Source organism: Ruegeria sp. BC1 (genome assembly GCF_056539305.1).
Genome location: NZ_JBQFUT010000006.1, coordinates 1 through 24,225 on the forward strand (window position 1 = coordinate 1; position 24,225 = coordinate 24,225).

The window sequence follows — 24,225 nt, forward strand, 5'->3', positions numbered from 1 at the left end:
CGGCGCCGGCGTTGTGTCGAAAATCATCGAGTAAGCCGCAACCGCGACAACTCGTGAAAAGGGCGCCTCTCGGGCGCCCTTTTTGTTGGAACCCTGGTGTCTCTCAGGCGCTTTCCTTGGAAAACGAAAGCCCTTCGAAAAGAGCCCGCGTCTGCAGTCGAAACTCTTCGTGTTCGCGTTTTATGTTGGTCCTGTAGGGCTCGAAGGCATCACAATGAACCTGATAGTTCTTGAAGATGTCCTGTACGATCGCCCCAAAGTTGTCAGAAAAATCTGGGTGCCGGTGGTCAAACTTATATTTTCTGGGAATTGACACGTCGATCGGATTGGCTGCAGAGCCTTCCAGCCCGGTTAAAACACACGCGCCGCTTATGGCCGCCTCTCGCGGTATTCGATCCTTACCGGGGTGTGCACCAAAGTCGACATACAGTTTTGTGGTGCGCAGGCGTTCGAGCATTTCCAAGCGCGTCAGATCGACCAAAGGCACCCATTCAAATTCGGGCCAACGTTTCATCAACATCCGCGTCTGCCGCAGGCCTTTTTTGGGATTATAGGCAATCGTATCTGTCTTTACTTCCACTCGGAGGTCAGAGTTCTGCAAAAACTCTTCGTTTACGTAGTCGCCCAAAGGAAGGCTTGGAATTCCGTGCCTTGCCAAAAAATCGGTGGAATAGTGGCTCTGGCTCAGGTGAACGAGGTCATAGTTCTTAAGGCGATCCAATGGGATGCGATGCCGCAGCCCGCGGTTGAGAGGAGTTCTCCTCGTTCCGCGATCATAGTTGAACGGTTTCCGCGCGGTGTAATTATTGACCGATAGCCACCAGATCATTGATTGCGCGTGATTGATGTATTCAATCAGGCCGGTTCTGGATTCCGGGATGATGAAAACAACATCATCGCTATCCTCAAACTCTGCCTGCGAGACGTTATATTTGCTGAATGCCTCTGGCGTCTCAAGCTGTTCGCCGAAAGGCGTATAGCACATTGCCGCGTCGAAGCCCAAACCGCTGAGTTCCGCGCACAATTGATGCAAAAGCTCCGGCCCACCTGTGACTATGGCCGGGGAAATGATGCGGAACTTCATGACACTGCTCTGTCCTGCTTTTTCTTTTGGGGCTTGTATCACGTTTTAAACGCCAGCGGGTCGCGTTTACTACCCCGAAGTTTGGGGCGCGCTGGACGGCATATATGATGTGGAAGCGCCCGTGGCGGAGCGGCGGCTTTGACCAGCGGCCAGTCGTTTGTCTGTGGTGATCATATTGACCGCGCCACTGTAAATGCAGATTAATTTCTCCTCCATCCCAAAGCAAAACTTCGTCTCTATCTTTCAGAGGATACAAGAATACGCCGAACTCGGTTTCGTGAGATTTCCGAACGTTGGCACTTGTTCACCAGTTGCAATCGTACCCGTTATGCCGCGACAATCCTCTGTGTTTCCAGTGGGTTGGCGCGCCGAGGGAGGAAAGACGGAGTAGACAATGTTTGGGTTTCAGTTTGTACAGAACAGCACGCGTTTCCTGCACAGTGGCGATTTGGACGATATGCAGGCGGCGTTTCTGAGTGACGATGACAACTTGACTAAAGAGGGCACTCAACCGCCTGGGGTGGGAAAAAATCAAAAAACCGATCAGATTACATACCTGACGGACTTGGCCAAATCGGCCTAAGCCGACGGGGTCCGCATCACGGGTTTGCGACCGTCACAAATGCAATTTTGCCAAAGCCTTCCACAGCTGAGGATTGAGTGGCTAAACTCACCATGCACCTTTTAGAGCGTGGCTGACACCTTTCAGCGCGCATAGCTGACGAGGTTTGGGTATGGTGGGATTGGACCTGTTGGTCAACGCAGCAAATATTTTTTACCTGATTTCATACTCGGTAAGAGACATCTTTTGGCTGCGTGTTCTGTCTGTGATCGGTGCGCTGATCCTGCTGCCATACTACTATCTGCAAAGTGACCCGCTCTGGGCTCCTATAGGATGGAACCTGTTCTTCACCGGGATCAACATTTTTTGGATCGTTCGCCTGTTGCTCGAACGCCGCCCCGTGCCGTTTACGGATACCGAACGGCATCTGTATGAGACCGCTTTGCGTAATTTCACCGAACGTGAGGCCTATAATTTGCTCAGAATGGGAGTGTCGAAGACCGTTCACGCTGGGGAACAGCTTTTGACCCAGGGCAAACCTGTTCCATGCCTCTCGCTTATCGTGAACGGTGAGGTTGAGGTTGAGATGAACGGCGAAAGGATCGACACATTGGGTGAATGCCGTTTTCTGGGCGGAACAGCCTTTTTGAGCAAGAAGGACGGGTTTGCCGCTCCGGTAACTGTGACCGCGTTGAAGCCGTCCCGCGTCATCGTGTGGGACATGTCGGACTTGAATGCCGAACTAAATAAAAAGCCCGAGCTGGCGATTTCAATTGAAGCCAGCCTCGGGCTCGAGATATCGCGTTTCCTGCAATCCGCCAGAGTGCAGATTCCATAAGGTTCAGATGGCGTTCGCCGTACCCTTACAGTGCTGATTCAGCGGCTGTCCGAACGGCGCGGATGTTTTCGCCGTAGACCTCAGGCTGAGATACCGAACCGCCTTTGAATACAGCGGATCCCGCGACCAGAACGTCTGCTCCTGCTGCCGCGACCAAAGGCGCGGTCTGCGGATCGACACCACCGTCGATTTCGATGTGGACGGGGCGGTCCCCGATCATCTCGCGCAGGCGGCGGACTTTGCTGGTCATGTCAATGAATTTCTGGCCGCCGAAACCGGGGTTCACGGTCATGACGCACACCAGATCTGTCAGGTCCAGAAGATGTTCGACCGCTTCAGCCGGGGTGCCAGGGTTCAGCGCAACACCGGCCTTCATTCCAGCGGCTCGAATGGCTTGCAGCGTGCGGTGTGTATGCGGCCCGGCCTCGACATGTGCGGTCAGGATGTCCGCGCCAGCGTCTGCGTAAGCTTGGATGTAAGGATCGACCGGAGTGATCATCAGATGTACGTCCATCACCGTTTTAACATGCGGACGGAACGCTTTGACGGCAGGCGGTCCAAAGGTCAGGTTCGGAACAAAATGCCCGTCCATCACGTCAACATGGACCCAATCGGCGCCCTGGGCTTCAATAGCCTGGATCTCTTGTCCGAAATTGGCGAAATCGGCGGACAGGATCGACGGAGCGATCTTGATGGTGCGGTCAAAGCTCATTCTGGCCTCGTATCAGCTGGAGTGTCGCGGTCGCGTATACCCGCGTGGGGTACCGATGGGTAGCCCCCACGTTTCCCTCGCAGGTACATATCTTTCACTTCTACTGCGTGCCTTCGATACAGCCGCTTAATCGGCGTTTAGAGTCAACGTGACACGCTCTCCGGCAAATACCGTACGGCCATACTCAACGGGAACGCCTACCATGTCAGCGTTGACCCCAGATGAAAACAATACTGGCGCGCCTTCAGGCAATCGCAGATGAAGCGCCTGCGTTGCTGTTGCAGCTCGGGCGGTCAGACGGGTGGAAATGCGGGTGTAATCTGTGACACCACAGCTTTGCAGTGCCTTGGTTACGGACTGGGTCTCCTTCAGTGCCTCCAATATGCCCGGCAGGCGATTTGCCGAAAATATGCTCTGGAACAGACCGATGGGCTGACCGTCAGCCAAAGATAAACCGTCGTAGATGTGAACGGGGTCGCCCGGCGCAAGTTGTAACGCTTCGGCTTCCGCATCGTCGGCCACACGAGTGGTCAGCGAAAGTATTTTCTTGCCCGGGATTCTGCCACTGACTGAAATGTTCTTATGGAATCTGACTCGCTTTCCGATCGGGTAATCAGTGGGCCGCGCGGCCACAAAAACGCCCGCACCGCGCCTGGAATGCACCAGCCCTTGCTCGGCCATATCCGACAACGCCCGACGCACCGTATGCCTGTTTACGCCGTATCGGGCCGCCAGCTGAGCTTCGCTCGGTAGCCTGTTGCCGGTATTGTAGCGGCCTTCGGCGATGTCCTCGGTCAGGCTGAGCGCGATACTTTTCCAGACAGGAGATTTCCTCATGTCGTCAGTCTTCCACTGTGCATCGGGTTGCGAAGCATTCTCGTAAATCGTAATATTTGTCTAGTTGTATAGTATATACAGACAACTTGTCCAAGAGGGTTCGATGGCAGATCACACCAACGGTGGCTGTGGAATGGGTCTACTAGGTCGGCTTCCCGGTCCGCTCCTGCGCGAACATTTGCCGATTGGTCCTGTCTTGGATGGGTTCGCGCGTGGCCGAAGATGCTCCAACCGACGCCCATTCACCAGTCGGGTCTCTGCGCATGGCCCGTCGTCGCCGTTTCGCGTGACGAATTTGCCAGCAAACATAAAGCAAAATGGTCAAAATGACCGCGCCAATTACGAATAGGTCCATAAACACACCAGAAAACAAAAAGATACTTAAAATGAATGGCAGTAACTTCGCATATTTGGGTGAACAAACCAAGCGTATGATCCGCCGAACCTTTCTAAGGGGGCAGGGTGTGCCGAGATATCAGGTAACGCCTCTCGGGCGCCAGATGTCGGGCCTTGCACCGGTCATTGCGTTTGTGGGTCCGTCGGGGGTAGGCAAGGACAGCGTGATGGCGGCATTAGAGGCCCGCTCTGCCGGTTTTCGATCCGTACGTCGGGTGATCACACGTCCTGACGGTGAAGAAGGGGAAGATTTTGACCGAGTGTCTGTCACAGAATTTCGGCAGATGGTCGCGGAGCGGTACTTTGCGTTGCACTGGGCCGCACACGGTCTTTTCTACGGTGTGCCTAGCAGTATCGAAGACCTGAGGCGCACCGCCGACTTGGTATTTGTGAACCTGTCCCGATCAGTCTTGTTGCAGGCGCAGGAGGTGTTCGGTGACATGATCGTGATCTCATTGACTGCCACCCCAGATGTTTTGGCGTACCGCCTGTCTGCTCGCGGACGAGAGAGCGCCACTGAACAGGCGCGGCGGCTGGAGCGTGCCGGGGCCTTATTGCCGAACGGATTATCTCGCGTGATCGAGATCGACAATTCGGGCCTACTGGATGAGACAGTCGACGCAATTCTCGCCAGGCTTCAACCGGACAGGCTGTAGCGATGGATCAGGTGGAACCGACCGTCATCGGCCTCACCAACCAGGGCCAGGTCGTTGATCTGGAAAGGTTCGGGCAGCAACGGGTCAAGCTGCGATTGCAACGCGGCGTGAACCGTCGCAAGCGTTGGCTTTTTAAGCCTGCTGCTGAGCGTGATGTGGAAACGGAACGATTCCATCACATAAGGATACCCCCACTTCGCAAGATTTGTGTCTTGCTCGACGGTCAGGCCAGAGGCGCGGCGGCGATCAAGCTCAGCTGCGGAGGCGGGGGCGCGAAAATTGTCCAGATCGCGTACGCAGGCAGCGGCCAGGGCGTTCACGCCGACCTCATCCCCAAGCGGGCGCAGGGCCAGAAAACGTCCCAGGCGTGCGATCTCCAATCCAACCAGAGTCACTGGTGGCTGGGTTTCTGCAAGCCGTGCGCAGGCCTCTGCAAGTCCATCCATCGACTGACCCGGCTTCAGACGAAACGGCGGCTTCAGGGTTGCGTGCAATCCGTATTTTCGCGGCACATCGGTCACGGCGGCAATGTCGATACCTTCAATGACCGGATGCGGAACCATTTGCCCGGTTTCCATATTCCAACCCAGCCAGCTGGTCGCAAATTTTGTCCATTCGGCATTTGCCGGTGGCGCGAAATAGACCGCGTATCGCGAGAATGTCACATTGGCCTCCTGTACGTGGCCCAGCCAATAGCCCAAACCGTGTGAGGTTCAGATGACAGAAGAATTGATCCTTGCCAATGCTACGCTTGTTCTTTCGGATGAGACAGTTTCCGGCAGCCTACGGATTGTTGGGGAAACCATATCTGAGGTTGCGACTGGCAAGGCGGTGCCAGAGGGCGCGATCGATTGCCAAGGCGATTATGTATGCCCCGGTCTGGTCGAGATGCACACCGATAATCTGGAACGGCACATTCAACCACGCCCCAAGGTAGATTGGCCTCACACGGCGGCTATTCTGGCCCACGATGCCGAACTGGCGAGTACCGGGATCACCACCGTATTCGATGCGATGCGTGTGGGGTCTATCCCATCAGGACAGCGTTATCAGAGATATGCACGGGCCCTTTCCAGCAAGCTGTGGCAATTGCGCGAGCAGAATGCCCTGAAGATCAGTCATTTCCTGCACCTGCGGGCCGAGGTGTGTTCCGAAACACTTGTTGAGGAACTGAATGAGTTTGGCCCTGAAGACCGGGTCAGGTTGGTGTCACTGATGGATCATACGCCGGGGCAGCGGCAGTTTCGGGACCTTTCGACGCTCGAAGGGTATCTGAAAGGAAAGCTGGGTTTGGAGGGAGATGGTTTCCTGCAGCATGTTGCGGATCTCAAGGCAATGCGGGACCAAAAGGGGGATCAGCATGAGGTTGAGACCGTGAAGGCGGCCAGACGTTTCGGTGCGATGCTGGCCAGTCATGATGACACCACACAAGAACAGGTTCGCGTGTCCGCAGGTCATGGAATCCGGCTGGCCGAATTCCCCACCACTGTCGAGGCTGCCCGCGCCTGCCACGATCACGGGATCAAGGTGATGATGGGAGCGCCGAATTTGATCCGGGGCGGGTCGCACTCGGGGAATGTCGCCGCGCAAGAACTGGCCGATCTGGGGCATCTCGACATTCTGTCGTCGGATTATGTTCCGGCTGCCCTTTTACTTTCCGCTGTTCGGCTTGGCGAAAGATGGGGTGACATTGCGCGTGGTCTGCGGGCTGTTACGGCGACACCCGCGCAGGCTGTCGGGCTGGAGGACCGAGGAGAACTGCGGACAGGTAAGCGCGCAGATGTCATCAGGTTTCGCGTGCACGAGGGCACTCCGGCACTGAATGGCGTCTGGTCACGTGGGCGGCGCGTGGCCTGATCAGGCCCGATAGAACAGATATCGGTCAGGTGCGATGGTGTCCGGGCCATTGATCTGTTGAAATCCGACCAAAGGTTGACCCGAAATCAGCAACCCTCCGGGCAACATGACACTAGCAATCAAAGGGCTGAGGCGGGCCGCTTCGGCCACGTCTTCATCCTTGATGCCGCGCCCGAAATCGTAATGCGCCATCGTAATTTTCGGCCCGCCCTGTGCCAGCTTTTCCAGCATGGGTTCGGCCTCGCCCTGCAGAAAATCCTCGGCAGGTGGTGTGCTGGATGGATGGCATTGCAGCACCCGATCCATTACCCAGATACGCCGCTCCGGCAGGATTTCACGCAGGTGGTCGTAGGTGCGGCCGTTACCCAGGCCCATATCCAGAACGTCGCCAGACATATCTCTGATTTGGGCCACCGCCCAGTTCAATCCGTCGCGTTGTGCCGTCAGGCGGCGCAGCATGGAATCCAGTCGGCTCATTCAGGGTCTCCGGTCGGTACAGGTACTGGTGCGGTCCAGACAAAACCAGGCCCGTCCAGCAACCTGCGCAGCAGGTCTTCGGTAAAGGTCCAGATGTCTTGATCATGGACCAGATGGTGGGTCAAGACGCCGAAGGGTTCGGCGTTGTCGGTCCGCCCCTCGCGCCGGTCCCGCAGCAGGTCTGCCGTTTGCGTGATCAACGTATCCGCATCGATCAGCCCCCGGGTTCCGCGCCAGTCGATTGGGTCCAGGTGAGTATTGACCTGTTCCAATCCGGGGGCGGGTATTCGCGTCTGGCGCGGCGTCGCTGTCGAAAGGATGTGAAACCCAAGGCGGGGCAATTCGTGAACAACCTCGGGTGCGATGCGGTTCCAGGGCGGCACAAACATCGGGCAAAGCCTGTCACCGAACAGCGAATGCAATCGCTCTCGGCCCGAACGTGCATCGGCGAGAATATCAACCATGGGTCGATGCAAACGAAATTCGGATTTCTTTTCGTCAGGTGGCGCATGGTTGGAATGCGCCCAGCCGTGCACCACAGGGATGAGCTGCGGGTAATGCGAGACGTGATCCGCCATTCCGGCATCGGCATCGCGGGGAATGATTGCCAGATGAACAGGCAGGTTGAGGGATTCGGATAGTTCTGAAAGCCTCTTAAGCTGGGGGGTTTCCGCGATGGCGTCGTCATCGCGCCACCAAAGGGGCAGCCTCAGACCTTGCGAATGCCAGATGTCCAGTTCGATTTCCAGATGGCGCCAGTCTGCTGTCATGCGCGCGCTCGCAGGGACATTGCGATCTCGACCGATCTGACAGCTCCGCCGAAGCCCCGATCCGGGATGGGGCGCGGGCCATCAGACATCACCGCCGCGGCCGCGCGGGCCAAGGTATCACCATTCAGGGTCTTGCTGGGCAGTACGTCAATTGCAGGCAAGTCCGAAAGGCTTTTTCCGCGCAGGCCCTGTTCGACTTCGTTCCCGTCGTCGAAAGGAATGAATACGGCAGGGGTTCCTGATTGCAGGATATCCAATGCGGTGTTGTAGCCGCACATACTGACGGACGCTGCCGCAAGGGGCAGCATCTGGCGGAAATCCGGGCGTACCGGTTCCAGTGTTACCCGTGCATCGCCGACCATCTGATGTAGCTCGTCAATGCGCGCCCGAGCGTCTTGTCCACCCACCAACAGGCGCCAGCGCTTGTTGGGCATCTTTTGTGCGGCCTCGATGGCTGCGCGAAAGATCGGTTGACCTACTGATCCACCGCCTGCGCTGACCAGAATTTCGTCTTGGCCGACCCCATCCGGGTGCGGTGTCGGGGCGGCAGGGGCGACAAAGCCCGTATAGTGCAACTTCTGTCGCAGGCGATCCGTGACCGGCCAGCTGATGTCCAGCGGAACGACACTTTGGTCCGAATGTACAAGGATACCATCGTAAAAACGGCAGACGATCTCTTCCGCGCGTTCCGCCTTTGATGGTTTCGAAGGCGGCGCGAGGATGTCCCGGATCGACCCTAGGATAAGGGGGCGGCGTGGTAGCGCGTGCGCGGCCTCCAACGCAGCAGTGAACTCGGCGGTCAAAGAGCGGCGACCAAAAGGGAACAATTCAGTGATGAGAACATCGGGCGCGAAACTTTGTACCGCCTGAACCAGTGCGGTTTCACGTGCTTTCAGGTAATCCACGTCGGCGACGGTATCTGTCTGTGTCAAAAGCCGCGTAAAGTTAGTGCCGTCCGACCGGAGCGGTGGCAATCCCAAAAGGGTCATGCCCGCGCTGTCCAGTTGTGGGGCGGGCATCCCGCCCGAGATGGCAAAGACCTCATGGCCCTTTTGCAGGAAGGATCGCCCCAACGTTAAAGCCCGGCTCAGATGTCCTGTGCCCAGCAAGTGCGTGACAACGATCATCACTTTCATTGAGGAACCTCGGGTCTCAGCAGGCGGACAGGGTCGGGCAGGGGAGTCATCGTGGGAATATCAACAATGTAAAGGCGGTTGCGTTTGATTTTGAAGGGGGCTGGCCCCGCGAAGCCCCATCCCCAGGCACGTGCCAGAATGACCCGCATGATGCCGATGTGGCAGACGGCAACCGTGTCAGAGGTCAGGTTTTCCAGCCAGAGTTGCAGACGGGCCCAGACCTCGGCCGGGCTTTCCCCGTTTGGGGGGCGATATGCCCAGCCCCAATCTTCGATATGGCGGTACCCGCTGTTCGGGTCGGCAATCAGGTCGACCCCCCGTAATCCTTCCCAGTCGCCCCAGTTCATTTCCGTTAGCGCGTCCGAGGTCAGGGGATCACGCCCTGCCACCAGCCGCGCGGTTTCACTGGCGCGCAGCAATGGGCTGGACCAGAGCGCAGCCTCATTCCACGGTGCAGGCAGTTGCGACGCCGCAAGTTCCGACCGGGCGTCGTTATCCAGCGGGATATCGCTGCGCCCCTGAATGCGGCCAGCCCGGTTCCACTCGGTGTGGCCGTGTCGGAGCAGAGCCAGTTTAGTCATCGAATACCCTCCACCAATGGCCGAGCGACCTGCCAGAACCGTTCGGTCGCGCCCGGCTTAAGGTGGCGTTCGGCAATCCTTGCCCGCGCCTGTGTGCCTAAAGACAGGCGGAGAGACGGGTTATTTAGCAAAGTGTGCATCCTCAAGGCCAGCCCTGTGGGACCTGCATCGACAGAGGGATAATCAGACGGGTTCAGCACGTCGCGAACGCCCGGCCGATCCTGCGCGACAACGGGAACGCCACTGGCCTGCGCCTCAAGGTAGATCATGCCATAGGCCTCGTTGACGCCAGGCCAGACCAGAGCCGAGGCCGCACCGTACAAATCTTGCAAGGTGTCGCGATCACATTGGCCCAGAAACCGAACCTTGGCACCGAACGGGGCCATCAACGCCTCGACCTCGGGGCGTGCAGGTCCGTCGCCTGCGATGTTGAGCGCCCAGTTGCCGTCCAGTTGCGCCAACGCTTGTGCGAGAATGGTGTATGAGGCCAGCTTGTCGCCATGCCGCATCATGCCAACGGTAAGCATCGGACCATCGCAGGACGACGCAGGCGGCAAGTCTGATATAGGAAGAAAGGGGGGCAGTTCGACTAGGCTTTGGTCGCCGAAACGCTCCCGCTTTAGCGTGATCAGATCATTGGCGGTATGATAAAAGATCACCTGTGCTGCATCACAAGCGTCATGCGCGGCCTCGGCAAACCTGGCCCAGGGGCCGTTCAAGCGGCTGGTCGCGCGAGTGCTTTCCAATTGGATGTAGGGAATGCCCCGGGCTTTGCTTACACGCGGCCCTAGCAGGTCAGGCGCTTTGTAATAGTTGTGATAAGTCACCCACAGCCCGGTATCCGTTGGCATGTTCGTGATCAGACGGCGCACCTCTGCGTCAGCCTCGGTTCGCAGGGCGCTTTGCACCTGCGCATCTCCGACCTTGTCATACACGCGTAGCCGGGATGCCAGCTCGACAGTGTCGCCCTGCGCCGCGATGGCCTGCATCAGGTTACGGGCCATTTCGCGATCCCCGGAAGGCACCGCGCTGTCAGGCGCTTTCATCGGTGTGTAAAAGGCGATCCGGACCATTAGCTTGCATCCGCGCCCAGCGCTCGCAATCGTTCGGACAGCCGGGCGATGCCTGGGTCCATGCGAAACTCGGCAATCAGCCGGTCATACGCAGCCGAGGCCATGGACGCGGTTTTGGCAGGATCAGCGGCCAAACGTGTCATGGCCGCTGCCAACGCCGAAGGGGCGTCATCAGACAGCACCCCGTGCGTGCCCGTTTCGATGAACTCCGGGATCGCAGACACGGGCGTCGACAGGATCGGTAACAGCTGCGACGCAGCCTCCATCAGTACGTTTGGTAGTCCGTCGCGATCTCCGTCTGCGGCAATTCGGCTGGGCAAAACAAAAAGGTTGGCATCGCGCATTGCAGCGATAACCTCGGGCTGATCACAGGCCCCTTTCCAGGTGATCCGGTGCAAAAGGCCAGCGGCCTCGGCCCGGTCACGTAGGATACCGCCGAGTTTTCCACCCCCGATATGCGTCCAATGCCAGTCGAGAGACTCTGGTAGCAAAGCAAAGGCGTCGATCAGGCGGTCAAAGCCTTTCTTCTCGACCAGGCGGCCCACAGACAACATAAGAAACGGCCCGTCCGCTGCGCGCGGCGCACGGTCGGGCGGTGCAGGGAAACGGCTCAGGTCCAGTCCGTGATAGATCAGATCAATACGCGTAGGATCATCCGCCAGACTGCGCAAATGTTCGGCGCCAATGGCGGTGCAGGTCGCGCCAAAAGCTGCGCCATGTGTGCTGGCATGCAACTTTTCGCTTTTTTCCCAATCAGGCGAGGTCCAGATATCCTTGGCGTGGGCCGAAAAACTCCATGGCAGGCCACGCATGATCGCGGCGTACCGGGCGACCGAGGACGGGGTGTGCATGAAATGCGCATACATTACCTGCGTCACTTGGGGCAATTCCGCAGCCAGAACACAGGCCTGACCAAATCGGCGGATGCGGTTGTGCGTCGGATCGCGGCGTAGATCGGCGCGCCACACCCGGTAGGCCTCGGCATAGCCGGGCAGGCTCTGAGCGATTTCGCGTGCGGCCCAGACGCGCTGCGGTTCTTCGTAAAGGTATTCAGGCAGATAATGCACCTGACCGCGGAACCGGTCGTGCAACGGGTGGCGCTTTACATCCGTTGGATGGCGCAAAGACCAGATGTCAAAGCGGTGACCGGCCTCCTGCAGGGCAACAAGTTCCTGCGCAATGAACGTCTCGGACAGGCGCGGCCACCCTTTGACCAACACCGCCAGTTTCGGCTGGGTTTCGGTCATCCGGTGGCCCGTTCCTGTTCCCTGCTCAGCAGAGCGTCAATGCGTTCGATGACGTAATCCAAACCATCCAGCAGCCCGTCCTGAATGGCCTCGGACGGCAGGGGCTGACGAGGAAGGTTTCGGATGGCTTCGATCATCGCGTCGGGTGTCAATCCGGCGCTGTATTCATCCAGCATCCGAACAAGCCCCAGCCCTTCAGCGCGCGAGGCCCGTATCCATTGTTCCAGCCGCGGAGTTGTGCGTGGAACTATGACGGCACGCTTGTCGAACGAGAGAACTTCGCAAAACGTGTTATAGCCGCCCATGCAGACCACCCCTGCGGCGCCCGCAAACAGGGTTTCGATTTGCGATTCAAAGCCAACTGCCGTCACGCGCCCGTCCAAAGCGGCAACGCGCGCCTCGAATTCCTCTCGCAGCTCGCCGGACAGAAAGGGGCCATAGACCAGCACGGCCCGCGGCGATAGGTTCGGATCCTTTTCATAGGCGGACAGGACAAGGTTCACCATCGCCTTGCCATCACCACCACCGCCAGGTGTGATCAGGATGTAGGGTTGTTCAGGTGGCTCACCCACTGGACCAAGATCGCGACGCAAATATCCCGTCCAGTGCATACGCTCCTGCGCTGCGGCACTGAGAGGTAAACCCTTGGTCGGATCATAGATGGACCGAAGGCCATAGACCCAAATCTCGTCATAGAACTTTTCGGTTGCTTCCAGGGCGTCTTTTCGCGCCCACTCGGCGGCCAGAACTTCGGGTTCGTCCAGCACGTCCCGCAGGCCCAGAACCAGCTTGGTGCGTTGCGACCGCAGCAGGTTTTCCAACGTAGGAAGCAGTTCCCCGCGAAAACCGGTGGGTTCCTTGTCCACGATCAGAACGTCCGGGTCGAATTGCTGAACGGCGGTTTGGATCAGGCCCGAGCGAAGCTCGGTCACCTCTTCAATTCCCATGCCGATCGTCCGTGCCGCATATGAGCCGTCAGATCGTTTGGTCACACCCGGCAGGCGCACATGATCGACCCGACGAGGAAACGTAAACCGACCAGCCACCGGCGAGCCGGTGAGAATCAGGGCGGATGCGTGCGGGTTTGCCTGTGTGATGGCCGCAGCCAAAGCGCGCGATCTGCGCAGATGCCCCAACCCGAATGTGTCGTGGCTGTAGAGCAATATGCGCGGCGCCCGGCCGGTGGTGTCGTTTTGTATTCCTAGGCTCATGCCTTCGCCTGTCGTGTTTCCCGGTGTACTTCCGCGCGTTTACACCCAATATCGTATATTCTTTGTGGGCGCTTGCCAAAGGGGGGGCTGAGAACCCGCAAATTCAACAAGCATTGCGATTTGGCAACATCCAATTGACCGGGGTTTCCGGGGCCTCTTCACGCCTGCCGAGCATGCTGTCGACTTTACCACTCTTACCCATTTTCCGTGAAGGTCATATTCAGTTTTTTCAAGGTTGGAAACACCGTTATCACCAGCATTGCAACGGGAACACGCAATAACACGATCTTGAAAAGCGAAAGGCTGAATAATTGAATACCGTCAGGTGCTTCATTAACCTGTGGCGCGACACGCGAATTGGATAGAAATCTCGATGAAACTCAAGCTTTTTGCTGGAATAGCCCTGATGATCTGGGCATTCACGGTAGCCTACGTCGCTGGCGCGGCGGCGCAGACCTCACTTATCCCTGGGTATACTTCGGGTACAGACGCCACTGCCGACACCAGTCAGGATGGCGATCTGGCCGCCGCAATACAGGCCGCGACCGAGGCAGGGGCAAGCGTGATTGTCATTGACAGCGCGGGGCGGGTTGTCAGTTCGGGCGGGGAAACCAACACCGAAGCCGGTCAGCCAATCGATCCGATGGGCGACGGGTCGCAATTGATGAAAGCACAGGAGCGTCTGTCGAAATTCCGCGAGTCGCTGGCATCGAGGTTGGAGGCCTTGCCCTATTCCATCTTCGAGGTGAAATACATCTTGCGTCAGACCAGCCCGGATGGCCGGATACAGACCTATGTCGAGGTACTGTTCTGGAACATTTTGTTCCTATTGCTTGGGCGCTGGTTGTCCACCGAGATTTACGGCAAGCGCATGGCCAAGAATCTTGTTGTGGCGCGGTCCAAGGAAGACCCGCAGGGTTATCGCGAAAAGATGCCGTTTCTGGTGTTCCGCTTTTTCATGGGCTTCGGGGCCACGATCTTTGCGATGCTTATGGCGCTGATCGTCGGATATCTGTTTTTTGGCGAGGCGGAAGATTTATCGATCCAGTTCACCGTCACGGCGATCTTCACAGCGTTCTTTCTGTCGCGCACGGTCTCGGACCTGTGGCGAATGGTTCTGTCGCCTTATCTGAGCCAATACCGCCTGCCACCCTTTTCCGACAGGGATGCGAAGCGGCTGTATTTCTGGGCGTCGGCACTTGCAACGTATGACATCTCGGTCGTGCTGTTTTCGACATGGGTCGCTGATTTCGGGTTGAACTATAACGTCTATGCAATGGTCTATGGCGGTCTGACCATGTTTGGTGCGCTGGGCAACGTGCTGATGATCTTGTTCAACGCGCGTGCCATTTCTAACGCTATCCGTGGTGGACGGGCACCTGATCAGGTGTCGTGGATACTGCGGTTCATATCCTTTGCCTGGGCGCCCGTTCTCATCGTGTACATCGTATTCAGCTGGTTCAAGCTGGCGGTCGACCTTGTCCTCGAGAACGAAAACTCAATCCCCATCGTGGCCAGCAGTTACGCGATTTTCATGTCGGTGGTCGTGGCCTATGGGGCGATGAATTATCTGCTGGAACGCTATTTCGAACGCAATCGCCAGATTGAAGAGATCAACGCCGAAGCCGATGCCTCTGACAGGCCAGAAGAGACCGTAGAAACGGCTGAGGCAGAGATGCGCAAACACGCTATTTTGACCTACGAAGATCTGGCCCGCCGCGTGGCAGGGATTTTGGCCTTTGTGGTAGGGTTGTATGCGCTGGTTGTGATCTGGAACCCAGATGCAAGCTGGAGCGAAGACCTGCCGGTCGAGCGAGCTCTGGACGTGATGGTCATCCTATTCATCGGGTACATCATGTTCAATTTTTTCCGTATCTGGATCGACTCCAAAATCGCTGAGGAAGTTGTCGATGGCGGGGCCGAGGCCGAATTGGGTGATGAAGGTGGCGAGGGTGGGCAAAGCCGTTTGGCGACCCTGCTGCCGCTGTTCCGAGGCGCGATATTGGCCGTTGTCGTCGTCACGATCGTTCTGATCGCGCTGATGGAACTGGGCATCAATGTCAGTCCGTTGTTCGCGGGCGCTGGCGTGGTTGGTCTGGCCGTTGGCTTCGGATCGCAAACTTTGGTTCGGGATATTTTTTCGGGGGCCTTCTTCCTGATGGATGACGCGTTCCGCAAAGGTGAATACATTGATATCGGGGATGTGAAGGGGACGGTTGAGAAGATCTCGATCCGGTCCTTCCAGCTGCGCCACCATCTGGGCGCGCTGAACACCATCCCCTTTGGTGAGATCAAGGTGCTGACCAACTATTCCCGTGACTGGGTGATCATGAAACTGCCCCTGCGAGTAACCTATGACACCGACGTCGAAAAGGTGCGGAAGCTGATCAAGAAACTGGGTCAGGAGTTGCTGAGTGATCCGGTGATTGGTGACAATTTCATTCAGCCCCTGAAATCGCAGGGTGTGATCGAAATGCAGGATTCCGCGATGATCATTCGGGTCAAGTTTATGACCAAGCCGGGGGATCAGTGGCTGGTGCGCAAGAAGGTGTATCAGGATATCCGCGAATTGTTCGCCCGGGAAGGCATCAATTTTGCGCACCGTGAAGTCACCGTGCGACTGGCCGAAGGAAAAGACCCGGACGACCTGTCGCCAAAGCAGCGCGAGGCCGTGACCGGCGCCGTACAGGCCGCGATAGATGAGGATATGCTGGGTGATATCGATCCCGGTGGGGACGACCGCTAGGGGCGGCTCCCGCCCCATTGGTGTGCGTCTCTGGCGAGACGCCATCCAAAGGGTTGGGCCGGACCGCGCGTTCCGCGCGGCTGATGAATCAGATGGCGACCTAGGGCCAGACCGCTTGCGAAGTTCCCAGTTTTGAGGCGGGCAGGGGCCAGGACATATCGGCTGTGCCCACTGTCAGTGCAGGTTTCAATCGGTGACCCGGCCCCCAATCCGTGACCTCGGATGTCTGGCCAAAATCCTCGGGTCGGGCATCTGTGATGTCGTCGTCCACATTGTTTTTTGCCAGTGCAGCCAATAGTTCGGCTGTGCGGGCCAGCGACAGTTGGGCAAGCATGACCGAATTTCCTGATGCAGCCTCAGTCAGCGCCGACAAAACGGCAGCCGCCATAAGATAACCGGTTGCGTGATCCAGGGCCTGAACCGGCAGCGGTGTGGGTTTTTCGGCAGTGGCCCAGTCCCGACCGGCTTCCGCGATGCCTGCGCTCATCTGTACCAGGCTGTCAAAACCACGTCTGGAGGACCAGGGGCCTTGCCAGCCGTAAGCGTTCAGTGTGACCTCGACCCGGTTCGGCGCCAGTTCATCTCGTTTGAGCTTTGTCAAGCCAAGCGCATCCAATGCGCCAGGGCGATAGCCGTGAACTAAGACATCGGCCTGCGACAACAGCTCCTGCAGTGTTTCCAGTCCGGTCTGAGATTTCAGGTCCAGATAGGCACAGTGCTTGCCCAGAGAGATATCGGGGATGACGCCGGGCTCGTCCCACCCCGGCGGGTCGATGCGCAGGACCTCGGCCCCGAACCCAGCCAGTGTGCGGGTTGAAACCGGACCGGCCAGAACGCGGGTGAAGTCCAGAACGCGGAGGCCAGCCAGCGGGCGACTTGCGGTCGCTTTGGGGCGCTCGCGCAAGGTGACGTGCCGCGGGCTGTGCCAGCCGATCAGCGGGTCGCGTGACACGGCCCGGCCCTGAGGATGGTCGAGCCAATCGGTTCGGCTGCGCATCGCCGCAGCAACCCCGCCTTCAGCAACGATTGCGGTTTCCAGGTCGGCAATCGCCCAGTCCTTCAAAGCTTGCGATACGGTTTCCCGGTCGCCTTTTACCTCTAGCACTTTCAAGGCGGCTGCCCTGTGACGCGGCAGGTTGGTGTGTAACCTTATCCACCCGTCCGACGCCTGATAGTCTCCGGCGATGGCGTCCCAAAGGCTTGGCATCTCCCATCCGTCAGGCTTGAACGAATACCCGAACCAGAGCGAGGCCAGACGATGATCGATTGAAACCTCGGGTGCTTTGGGGGAAAGGTTCAGAGCAGCCACAAGCCGCGCCAATTCCTGACCGACCGCCGCGAAGCTTGCTGTCGCCAGTTCGGATACCGCAAACGCGCTGGGCCGTGCGCCCTTGCCGGTCGTCCGATAGCTGTCCGAGGCGGGAAGGGCAGAGAGCAGGGTCATTGCTGATACGGGTCCAGGCTGTCGCGCAAACCGTCGCCCAAGAAGTTAAATGCCAGAACGACCACGATGATTGGCAGCATCGGGATAGCCGTCCACGGATAAATTTCGATCGAGGCCAGATTCTGCGCATCGTTCAGCATCACACCCCAGCTGACAGCGGGGGCCCGCAAACCGAGGCCAAGGAAACTGAGCGCTGTTTCCCCGAGGATCATCGCGGGTATCGACAATGTGGCTGAGGCGATCAGGTGAGACATGAAGTTGGGCAGCAGGTGCTTGCGGATCACCCGGCCTGAACTTGCGCCCATCATCTCGGCGGCACGCACGTATTCCTCTTCGCGTAGCGACAGGAATTTGGCGCGCACGGATCGGGCAAGGCCGGGCCAGTCCAGAATCCCGAGGATGATCGAGATGATGAAAAACACCGCCACGGGGCTCCAGTTCGACGGTACCGCCGCCGATAGTGCCAGCCAGAGCGGTAGTTCCGGCAGCGAGCGCAGAATTTCGATAACGCGGTTGATGACCCAGTCGATCTTGCCGCCGAAGTATCCAGCCATCGAGCCGAAGATGATACCCAGAAAGAACGATACTGAAATGCCGATCAGACCGACGGTCAGCGACAGTTGTGCGCCATAGAGGATGCGGCTGAACACATCTCGGCCAAGGCGGTCAGATCCCCACAGGAACAGCGTCGCGCCCTCGGGGGCGCAGAATAGGTGAGTATCTGTTTTGATCAGACCGGCCAGCTTGTATTCTGACCCTTGGCAGAAGAACCGGATCGGGCGCGGGTCTTCGGTGTCGGGCACAAATTTCCACTGGAAGGTCTCCAGATCGGCCTCAGCCACGATAGGAAACACATAGGGGCCGATGAATTGGCCCTCGTAGAACCAGTTTATGCTTTGAGGTGGGGCATAGAGATGCTCTCCGTTCCGTTCATTCGGACCGTAAGGTGCGATAAACCCGGCAAACGGTAGCATCAGGTAACACATCAGCAGGAAGATGCCCGAGATCAGGCCCAGCTTATGAGTCCTGAATTTGCGCCAGACCAGCACCCAGTTTGGTGCGTCCAGATCAGCGCGTTCAAGCTGTTGCAGGGCGGCATCGGGATCGAACGGGGCGTCGTCAACATAGCGACCGTCGGGATGTTGGGTCATGCTTCACGCCCCTCGTACCGGATGCGCGGGTCGAGCATGACCAGCAGGATGTCGGATATCATGGTGCCAATCAGGGTCAGCAAGGCCACGAACATCAGGATGAAGGCCGAAAGGAACTGATCCTGCGTCTTCAATGCCGTCAGCAGGGTCGGACCGATGGTTTGCAGGCCCAGCACGACCGAGACCAGAACGGACCCCGAGACCATCGATGGCAGCAGGTTGCCGATGTCGGCCACAAACGGGTTAAAGGCCACGCGCAGCGGGTATTTTGTCAGCATCCGCGAAGGGGCCATGCCCTTGGCGATGGCGGTTTCCACATAAGGCTTGCCCAGCTCATCCAGCATGTTGGCGCGCAGACGCTGCATCATGGCCGAGGCCCCGGACGTACCGATGACAAAGGTCGGAACGATCAGATGGACGAGGATTGATTTCATCTTCTCCCAGCTCATCGGCTGGCCTTCAAACGAAGGGTCCATCAGGCCGCCGATAGGCAAGTTGAAATAGCGGTGTCCGTAATAAAAGAGGATCAGTGCCAACAAAAAGTTCGGGGTGGCCAGACCCAGATAGCCGACAAAGGCCGAAGTATAGTCGATCCACGTTCTTGACCGAGCTGCGGCGATGACACCCAAGGGCAGAGCCACGGCATAGACGAACAGGATGGCCGCCAGATTGACAACAACCGTCAGCCACAGGGTGTCGCCTACGATCTCGGCCACGGGTCGGTCGAACTCGAAAGACCAGCCGTAGTTGCCTTGCAAAAGCCCCTCAAAGCCATGCGGACCGGGCCAGAACCCTATCCAGATCAGGTATTGCTCCCACATTGGGCGATCCAATGCGTATTCTGTGCGCAGGAATTCAGCCTTGGCTACCCCTGCAGATTGCCCGGATGCCTGAAGCTCAGCGATCTGGTTGCTGAGGTAATCGCCGGGGGGCAGGTTGATGATCACGAAAATCAGAACCGACACCACAAGCAGCGTCAGCAGCATCGTGAAAAAGCGATAGACCGCATAGCGCAGCATAACCATTTAGCTGCTCCTGTCAGTCAGCGAAGAAGAATTCGTCCGGGCGGTGAATGCCGAAATGCGCGCCTGGCTCCCACGCCCACATGGCCTGTTCGGGTACATTGCGCAGGCGGTTCGACACCACGACTGGCTGGGGTGCGCCGTTCAGAATGCCGATGGCGTACAGCTGTTCGGCGTGAATATTCAGCATCTCAGTCCACACCGCCTTACGTTCTTCATCCGTTGTGGCGGCCTCCCACTCCTTGGCCAATTGCATCAAGCGCTCGGCTTCGGGCATATCCGGGGCTTCGCCAGCGTCACCGCTGGTTTGGTAATATTGTCCCCATTTGGGCCAGGACAGAAAAACCTGATCGGTTGGTGCAAGATATGCTGGCGAAGTGTGGGCCTGCGGTATTCCATCGTCCCAGCCAAACCAGACCGAGGCCATGGTGTTGCCCGAGAAAACACGGTTGCGCAGAATATCGCGGTCAAGCGGGCGCATCACCAGATCGACGCCGATTTCGCGCCAGGTGTCTGTGACGATCTGCAGGGCGTTTTCGACCTCTTGCCGCTCACCAGCGGTTTCGATGACCAGTTCCATAGGGCGCCCGTCGGGCAGCATACGGACGCCGTTCTTGTCCCGCTCGGTCAGGCCGGCCTCGTCCAGAAGGGCGTTGGCCTTTTCGAGATCATACTGCGCCCACGCCTGAGCGTTATCTTCGCTGTAAAACGGAGAGGCTGGCAACACAGCCATCGCCCCTGGATGGGCCAGTTTGAAATAAAGCGCCTGATTGATCGTCTTGCGGTCAATCGCCAGCGACAAAGCACGGCGCACGCGCACGTCCCGCAATACGTCGCGCCAACCGTCGTCCGAGAAATTCAGGTTCGGATAGATCGCGATCTGCGAGGCAACCCCGGTCTTCCAGAGCAGCGTTTTGTAGTTCCCGATTTCCTCGCCCTTTTTCAGGATCGAGGCATCACGGAAGGCAAGGCCACGCCCTTGCAAGTCACTTTCACCGGCATTGGTTTTGGCAGCGACCAGACCGGGCGCCACAATCTCCATTTCGACCACGTCTATATAAGGCAACTGAACGCCTTTGCTGTCGATGCGGTGGTAGTAGGGGTTGCGTACGAAGTTGTGCCGAATTTTCTTGCCCGAACTGGCGTTCAGCCAAGGCTGCAATGTTGGCAGTTCATGGTTGTCGAATTTGTAGAGGTTATCGAGCTTGTTGTGCAATGCGGCCCAGCTTTTGACCCGGGCGTCTTCAACCTGGAATGCAAGCTCCTCGGCGTCTGCATATTTTTCGTGGTACTGCTTCAGAAACGCGGCTGGCCGATAGATAAAAGGCGGGCGCGCCTGAGCTAGTGATTGCAGGAAGTCAGGGTTCGGATCTTCCCATTCGAACACCACGGTGGATTCGTCGGGGAAGGTAACGGTCGGTGTCTTTCCCTCGACAATCAGAAAATCCGGTGGCCCCGAAGGACTGAGCAGTTCGTTATTCGCAACGTCTTCCCACCAATAGCGAAAATCCTCGGATGTGAACGGACTTCCATCCGACCACTTGTGCCCTTCCCGCAGGTTCAGGGTAAATTTTCGGTTGTCTTCGTTTTCGAAGGATTCCAGCAGGTCGGGGACGATTTCATAATTTTCGTTGAATCCCACCAGTCGGGCGTAGCCATAAACAACCATCTGGCGGATGTCTTTGGACCGGGTGACCATTGTGCGTAGCGTACCGCCTTGTGTACCGAATTCGCGCCCTTTGGCGGCAAGGTCGACCACAAGCGGTTCGGTTGGCAGGCGATCCTGAATCGGCGGCAAGTTTCCGGCATCTACTTCGCTGGCCCAGAATGAGCTTTCTTGAAGGGGCGGTATGTCTGCTGCTGCAGGCAGCAGCCACGCAGCGGTCAGCGTGGCTGCCAGAAACAGGGGGCGAGTGGTCTTAAACATGGCATCGTACCTTATGGCCGGGCTCCATTTCCACCAGCGAGGGTATCACGGAGTCGGTAAATCGGAAGGCGTCATCCCAACTGTCTGGCGAACCTGCGCCCAAAGCAACCAATTTCAGGTCAATGGGGCGGTTGATGTCAGGTTCTGGCTGAGCGGCAATCAGCGCCTTGGTGTAAGGGTGGCGGGGATTATAGAAAAGGGTTTCGGGCGGGGCCTGTTCCACCACAAGGCCCCTACGCATCACAGCAACTTCGTCGGCGATACGCGCCACAACCGCGAGGTCGTGGGAGATAAAGAAATAGGACAGGTTCAGACTGTCCTGCAGATTTTCCAATAGCGTCAGAATCTGCTCTTGCACCGAAACGTCCAGCGCCGAGGTCGGCTCATCACAGACAATCAGTTGCGGGTCCAGCATCATGGCGCGGGCAATAGACAGGCGTTGCCGCTGACCGCCAGAGAATGCGTGCGGGTATCGCTTCAGCATGTCTGCATTCAGGCCGACCCGCTGCAACATTTCCGCGGCCTTGTCCCGTTGTTCCGCCGTTGTGCCAATATTGTGTATCTCAAGCGGTTCGGTCATGGCGTCTTGTATTCGCATCCGAGGACTGAGCGAACTGTAGGGGTCTTGAAACACCATCTGCGCCTTGCGCTGAAAAGCCGTGCGCTGGGCGCGGGCCATGTGGTGCACCGTGATCGGGTCTTCGTCGGGGGATGTCCGGAACAGAACCTCGCCACCGGGATCGGGGGGCTCGGCACCCAATGCGATGCGTGCAGCCGTGGTTTTCCCCGAGCCGCTTTCGCCGACAATGGCCAGCGTCTTGCCGCGTGCAAGTTTCAGGTCCACACCACGACAGGCGTGGATCAACCGCTCTCCTTGCCAGCCCTTGCTGGATCGCATCGTGTAGGTTTTCGACACGTTCTTCATCTGAAGAATCAAATCTTCGTCGGGCATCGGCAGCCCAACGGATTCTTCGTCCGGTATCTCGGGGGCGGCGTTGAAAAGCTGTTGCGTATAGGGATGGGCCGGTGCGGTCAGGATAGGAGCGGCGGCACCGGCCTCCATCACGCGGCCTTTATGCATGACGACGACCTGCTCGGCCATGTTGGCCACGACACCAAGATCGTGCGTAACAAGGATCAGCGCCATACCGGTTTCGCGCTGCAATTCCTTGATCAGCCCCAAAACCTGCGCCTGTGTGGTTACGTCCAGCGCTGTGGTCGGTTCGTCAGCGATCAGCAATTCGGGTTTGGACACCATCGCCATCGCAATCATAGCGCGCTGGCGCATGCCGCCAGACAATTCGAACGGGTAAGAATCATAAGCACGCTCAGGGTCGGGAAAGCCTACGCGCTCGAACTGGGTCAGTACTTCTTTGCGCGCCTGAGACTCTGACGCATTGCGGTGCAGCCACAAAACCTCGCTGACCTGATTGCCGATCTTGTGCAAGGGCGACAGGGAACGCATCGGTTCCTGAAAGATCATCGACACCCGATTGCCGCGAATGTCACGCATCTGGCGTTCACTGATCTGCGTCAGATCGACCATTCCCTTGGAATCATTAAGGGTAATCGTACCGCTGCGAATCTGCGCGGTGCGGGGCAATATCCGCAGGGCTGCCCTGCAGGATATGGTTTTGCCTGAACCGGACTCGCCGACCAGCGCCAGGGTTTGTCCGGCCTCAACTTCGAAATTAACGCCTTTGACAACAGGTTCACCCGCACCAAAACCGATGCTGAGATTGCGGACAGACAACAACGCTGTCATGCGGGTTTTCCACCCGTTAGGCCGTGGGTCGGCATCGGCTTAATCAACTCCCTGTGTTTTTTGGTGTAGTTTCGCGCGGTTGGTGCAGACTAGTCAAACCCGTTCTTGGGCCGAAATGTCGCGATTTTGTGAAACTGACGCCAAATCGCCTACACAAATCCTTGAGGATTTGCCATCACATGCCCTATCGGCCCCATGTGACAAGTCTACTGATATCAAGGAGAGATTTCCCGTGCCCGACGACCAAAGCCGCCTGGATCTGTTTATCGACCGCATGGTGTCCCAACGCGCCTGTTTGGATTACGCCATAGCGCAGACCAACGGTATGCCGGGCCCCGTGTTCGAGTTGGGTTTGGGCAACGGGCGCACGTATCATCACATGGTGCAATACGTTCAGGACCGCCCCGTCTATGTGTTCGAGCGAGCGATTGCGTCCCACCCGGATTCGACACCACCGGACGATCTGGTGATTCTGGGAGATGTACGGGAAACGCTTCCAGCATCCGTGGATCGTTTCGGAGCCACGGCCAGTCTGATCCATGCCGATCTCGGCGGACATAACCGCAAAAAGAATGACGCCTTTGCCAAATTTGTTTCGCCTCTGATCGAGCCGTTGTTGGCCGAAGGTGGGTTGATGGTGTCCAGCGATCGGATGTATTTCGAAACCCTGACCGAGCTACCTTTGCCTGCTGACGCCGTAGAAGGCCGGTGTTTCGTTTATCGTCGCTGACAC

At 57.9% G+C, this 24,225-nt stretch carries 21 protein-coding genes; 5 read left to right on the forward strand and 16 right to left on the reverse strand.

Annotated elements, in window-relative coordinates:
- Window positions 1–103: 103 nt before the first annotated feature.
- Window positions 104–1,084 carry a hypothetical protein gene (locus tag ACR0IY_RS13325; RefSeq protein ID WP_480674050.1) on the reverse strand — a complete coding sequence of 327 codons (981 nt, stop codon included), beginning with the start codon at window positions 1,082–1,084 and terminating at the stop codon, window positions 104–106.
- 734 nt (window positions 1,085–1,818) lie between these two features.
- Here ACR0IY_RS13325 and ACR0IY_RS13330 point away from each other — a divergent pair.
- Window positions 1,819–2,484, forward strand: coding sequence for a cyclic nucleotide-binding domain-containing protein (locus ACR0IY_RS13330; RefSeq protein WP_480674052.1), 666 nt, complete (start codon window positions 1,819–1,821; stop codon window positions 2,482–2,484).
- A gap of 25 nt (window positions 2,485–2,509) precedes the next feature.
- Here ACR0IY_RS13330 and rpe read toward each other — a convergent pair whose 3' ends face one another.
- Window positions 2,510–3,196 carry a ribulose-phosphate 3-epimerase gene (gene rpe, locus ACR0IY_RS13335; protein ID WP_480674054.1) on the reverse strand — a complete coding sequence of 229 codons (687 nt, stop codon included), beginning with the start codon at window positions 3,194–3,196 and terminating at the stop codon, window positions 2,510–2,512.
- Between the two features lie 126 nt (window positions 3,197–3,322).
- Window positions 3,323–4,033 carry a phosphonate metabolism transcriptional regulator PhnF gene (gene phnF, locus ACR0IY_RS13340; protein ID WP_480674056.1) on the reverse strand — a complete coding sequence of 237 codons (711 nt, stop codon included), beginning with the start codon at window positions 4,031–4,033 and terminating at the stop codon, window positions 3,323–3,325.
- A 464-nt stretch (window positions 4,034–4,497) separates the two neighbouring features.
- Here phnF and ACR0IY_RS13345 point away from each other — a divergent pair, with 464 nt between their 5' ends.
- The gene (locus ACR0IY_RS13345; RefSeq protein ID WP_480674058.1) at window positions 4,498–5,085 is read left to right on the forward strand and encodes a phosphonate metabolism protein/1,5-bisphosphokinase (PRPP-forming) PhnN; all 588 of its coding nucleotides are present in this window, start codon (window positions 4,498–4,500) and stop codon (window positions 5,083–5,085) included.
- Here ACR0IY_RS13345 and ACR0IY_RS13350 read toward each other — a convergent pair.
- The gene (locus ACR0IY_RS13350; RefSeq protein WP_480674060.1) at window positions 5,067–5,750 is read right to left on the reverse strand and encodes a DUF1045 domain-containing protein; all 684 of its coding nucleotides are present in this window, start codon (window positions 5,748–5,750) and stop codon (window positions 5,067–5,069) included. The two genes, ACR0IY_RS13345 and ACR0IY_RS13350, sit on opposite strands and share 19 nt — an antisense overlap.
- Before the next feature lie 52 nt (window positions 5,751–5,802).
- Between ACR0IY_RS13350 and ACR0IY_RS13355 the strand changes: the two genes are divergently transcribed.
- Window positions 5,803–6,942 carry an alpha-D-ribose 1-methylphosphonate 5-triphosphate diphosphatase gene (locus ACR0IY_RS13355; RefSeq protein WP_480674061.1) on the forward strand — a complete coding sequence of 380 codons (1,140 nt, stop codon included), beginning with the start codon at window positions 5,803–5,805 and terminating at the stop codon, window positions 6,940–6,942.
- Here the strand turns inward: ACR0IY_RS13355 and ACR0IY_RS13360 are convergent, their stop codons facing one another.
- Genes ACR0IY_RS13360 through ACR0IY_RS13390 form a run of 7 tightly spaced genes read right to left on the reverse strand, consistent with a single transcriptional unit; the run spans window position 6,943 to window position 13,437 of the window.
- On the reverse strand, window positions 6,943–7,419 hold the full coding sequence (locus ACR0IY_RS13360) for a class I SAM-dependent methyltransferase (protein ID WP_480674063.1): 477 nt from the start codon (window positions 7,417–7,419) through the stop codon (window positions 6,943–6,945).
- Complete coding sequence (locus ACR0IY_RS13365) at window positions 7,416–8,189, reverse strand: polysaccharide deacetylase family protein (protein WP_480674064.1); 774 nt, start codon at window positions 8,187–8,189, stop codon at window positions 7,416–7,418. The genes ACR0IY_RS13360 and ACR0IY_RS13365 overlap by 4 nt, the downstream gene beginning before the upstream one ends.
- Entirely contained in the window at window positions 8,186–9,325 is a 1,140-nt protein-coding gene (locus ACR0IY_RS13370) for a glycosyltransferase family protein (RefSeq protein ID WP_480674066.1), read from the reverse strand. The genes ACR0IY_RS13365 and ACR0IY_RS13370 overlap by 4 nt, the downstream gene beginning before the upstream one ends.
- Window positions 9,322–9,906 (reverse strand): histidine phosphatase family protein, encoded by a 585-nt coding sequence (locus ACR0IY_RS13375; RefSeq protein WP_480674068.1) that lies wholly within the window; start codon window positions 9,904–9,906, stop codon window positions 9,322–9,324. The genes ACR0IY_RS13370 and ACR0IY_RS13375 overlap by 4 nt, the downstream gene beginning before the upstream one ends.
- Window positions 9,903–10,979: a glycosyltransferase family 4 protein gene (locus ACR0IY_RS13380; protein ID WP_480674070.1), complete on the reverse strand. Its 1,077-nt coding sequence runs from the start codon at window positions 10,977–10,979 to the stop codon at window positions 9,903–9,905. The genes ACR0IY_RS13375 and ACR0IY_RS13380 overlap by 4 nt, the downstream gene beginning before the upstream one ends.
- Entirely contained in the window at window positions 10,979–12,226 is a 1,248-nt protein-coding gene (locus ACR0IY_RS13385) for a glycosyltransferase family 4 protein (protein WP_480674072.1), read from the reverse strand. The genes ACR0IY_RS13380 and ACR0IY_RS13385 overlap by 1 nt, the downstream gene beginning before the upstream one ends.
- Window positions 12,223–13,437: a glycosyltransferase family protein gene (locus tag ACR0IY_RS13390; RefSeq protein WP_480674074.1), complete on the reverse strand. Its 1,215-nt coding sequence runs from the start codon at window positions 13,435–13,437 to the stop codon at window positions 12,223–12,225. Before ACR0IY_RS13390 ends, ACR0IY_RS13385 begins: the two co-directional genes overlap by 4 nt.
- Window positions 13,438–13,810: 373 nt before the next feature.
- Here ACR0IY_RS13390 and ACR0IY_RS13395 point away from each other — a divergent pair, with 373 nt between their 5' ends.
- Window positions 13,811–16,183 carry a mechanosensitive ion channel domain-containing protein gene (locus ACR0IY_RS13395; protein WP_480674076.1) on the forward strand — a complete coding sequence of 791 codons (2,373 nt, stop codon included), beginning with the start codon at window positions 13,811–13,813 and terminating at the stop codon, window positions 16,181–16,183.
- A 100-nt stretch (window positions 16,184–16,283) separates the two neighbouring features.
- Here ACR0IY_RS13395 and ACR0IY_RS13400 read toward each other — a convergent pair whose 3' ends face one another.
- Genes ACR0IY_RS13400 through ACR0IY_RS13420 form a run of 5 tightly spaced genes read right to left on the reverse strand, consistent with a single transcriptional unit; the run spans window position 16,284 to window position 23,492 of the window.
- Window positions 16,284–17,627 carry a CoA transferase gene (locus ACR0IY_RS13400; protein WP_480674078.1) on the reverse strand — a complete coding sequence of 448 codons (1,344 nt, stop codon included), beginning with the start codon at window positions 17,625–17,627 and terminating at the stop codon, window positions 16,284–16,286.
- Entirely contained in the window at window positions 17,624–18,778 is a 1,155-nt protein-coding gene (locus ACR0IY_RS13405; RefSeq protein ID WP_480674079.1) for an ABC transporter permease, read from the reverse strand. Before ACR0IY_RS13405 ends, ACR0IY_RS13400 begins: the two co-directional genes overlap by 4 nt.
- Window positions 18,775–19,803, reverse strand: a complete 1,029-nt coding sequence (locus tag ACR0IY_RS13410; RefSeq protein WP_480674081.1) for an ABC transporter permease — start codon at window positions 19,801–19,803, stop codon at window positions 18,775–18,777. The genes ACR0IY_RS13405 and ACR0IY_RS13410 overlap by 4 nt, the downstream gene beginning before the upstream one ends.
- A 13-nt stretch (window positions 19,804–19,816) precedes the next feature.
- Window positions 19,817–21,727 (reverse strand): ABC transporter substrate-binding protein, encoded by a 1,911-nt coding sequence (locus ACR0IY_RS13415; RefSeq protein WP_480674083.1) that lies wholly within the window; start codon window positions 21,725–21,727, stop codon window positions 19,817–19,819.
- Window positions 21,720–23,492 carry an ABC transporter ATP-binding protein gene (locus tag ACR0IY_RS13420; RefSeq protein WP_480674085.1) on the reverse strand — a complete coding sequence of 591 codons (1,773 nt, stop codon included), beginning with the start codon at window positions 23,490–23,492 and terminating at the stop codon, window positions 21,720–21,722. Before ACR0IY_RS13420 ends, ACR0IY_RS13415 begins: the two co-directional genes overlap by 8 nt.
- Window positions 23,493–23,724: 232 nt before the next feature.
- Here ACR0IY_RS13420 and ACR0IY_RS13425 point away from each other — a divergent pair, with 232 nt between their 5' ends.
- The gene (locus ACR0IY_RS13425; protein ID WP_480674087.1) at window positions 23,725–24,222 is read left to right on the forward strand and encodes a class I SAM-dependent methyltransferase; all 498 of its coding nucleotides are present in this window, start codon (window positions 23,725–23,727) and stop codon (window positions 24,220–24,222) included.
- Window positions 24,223–24,225 lie beyond the last annotated feature (3 nt).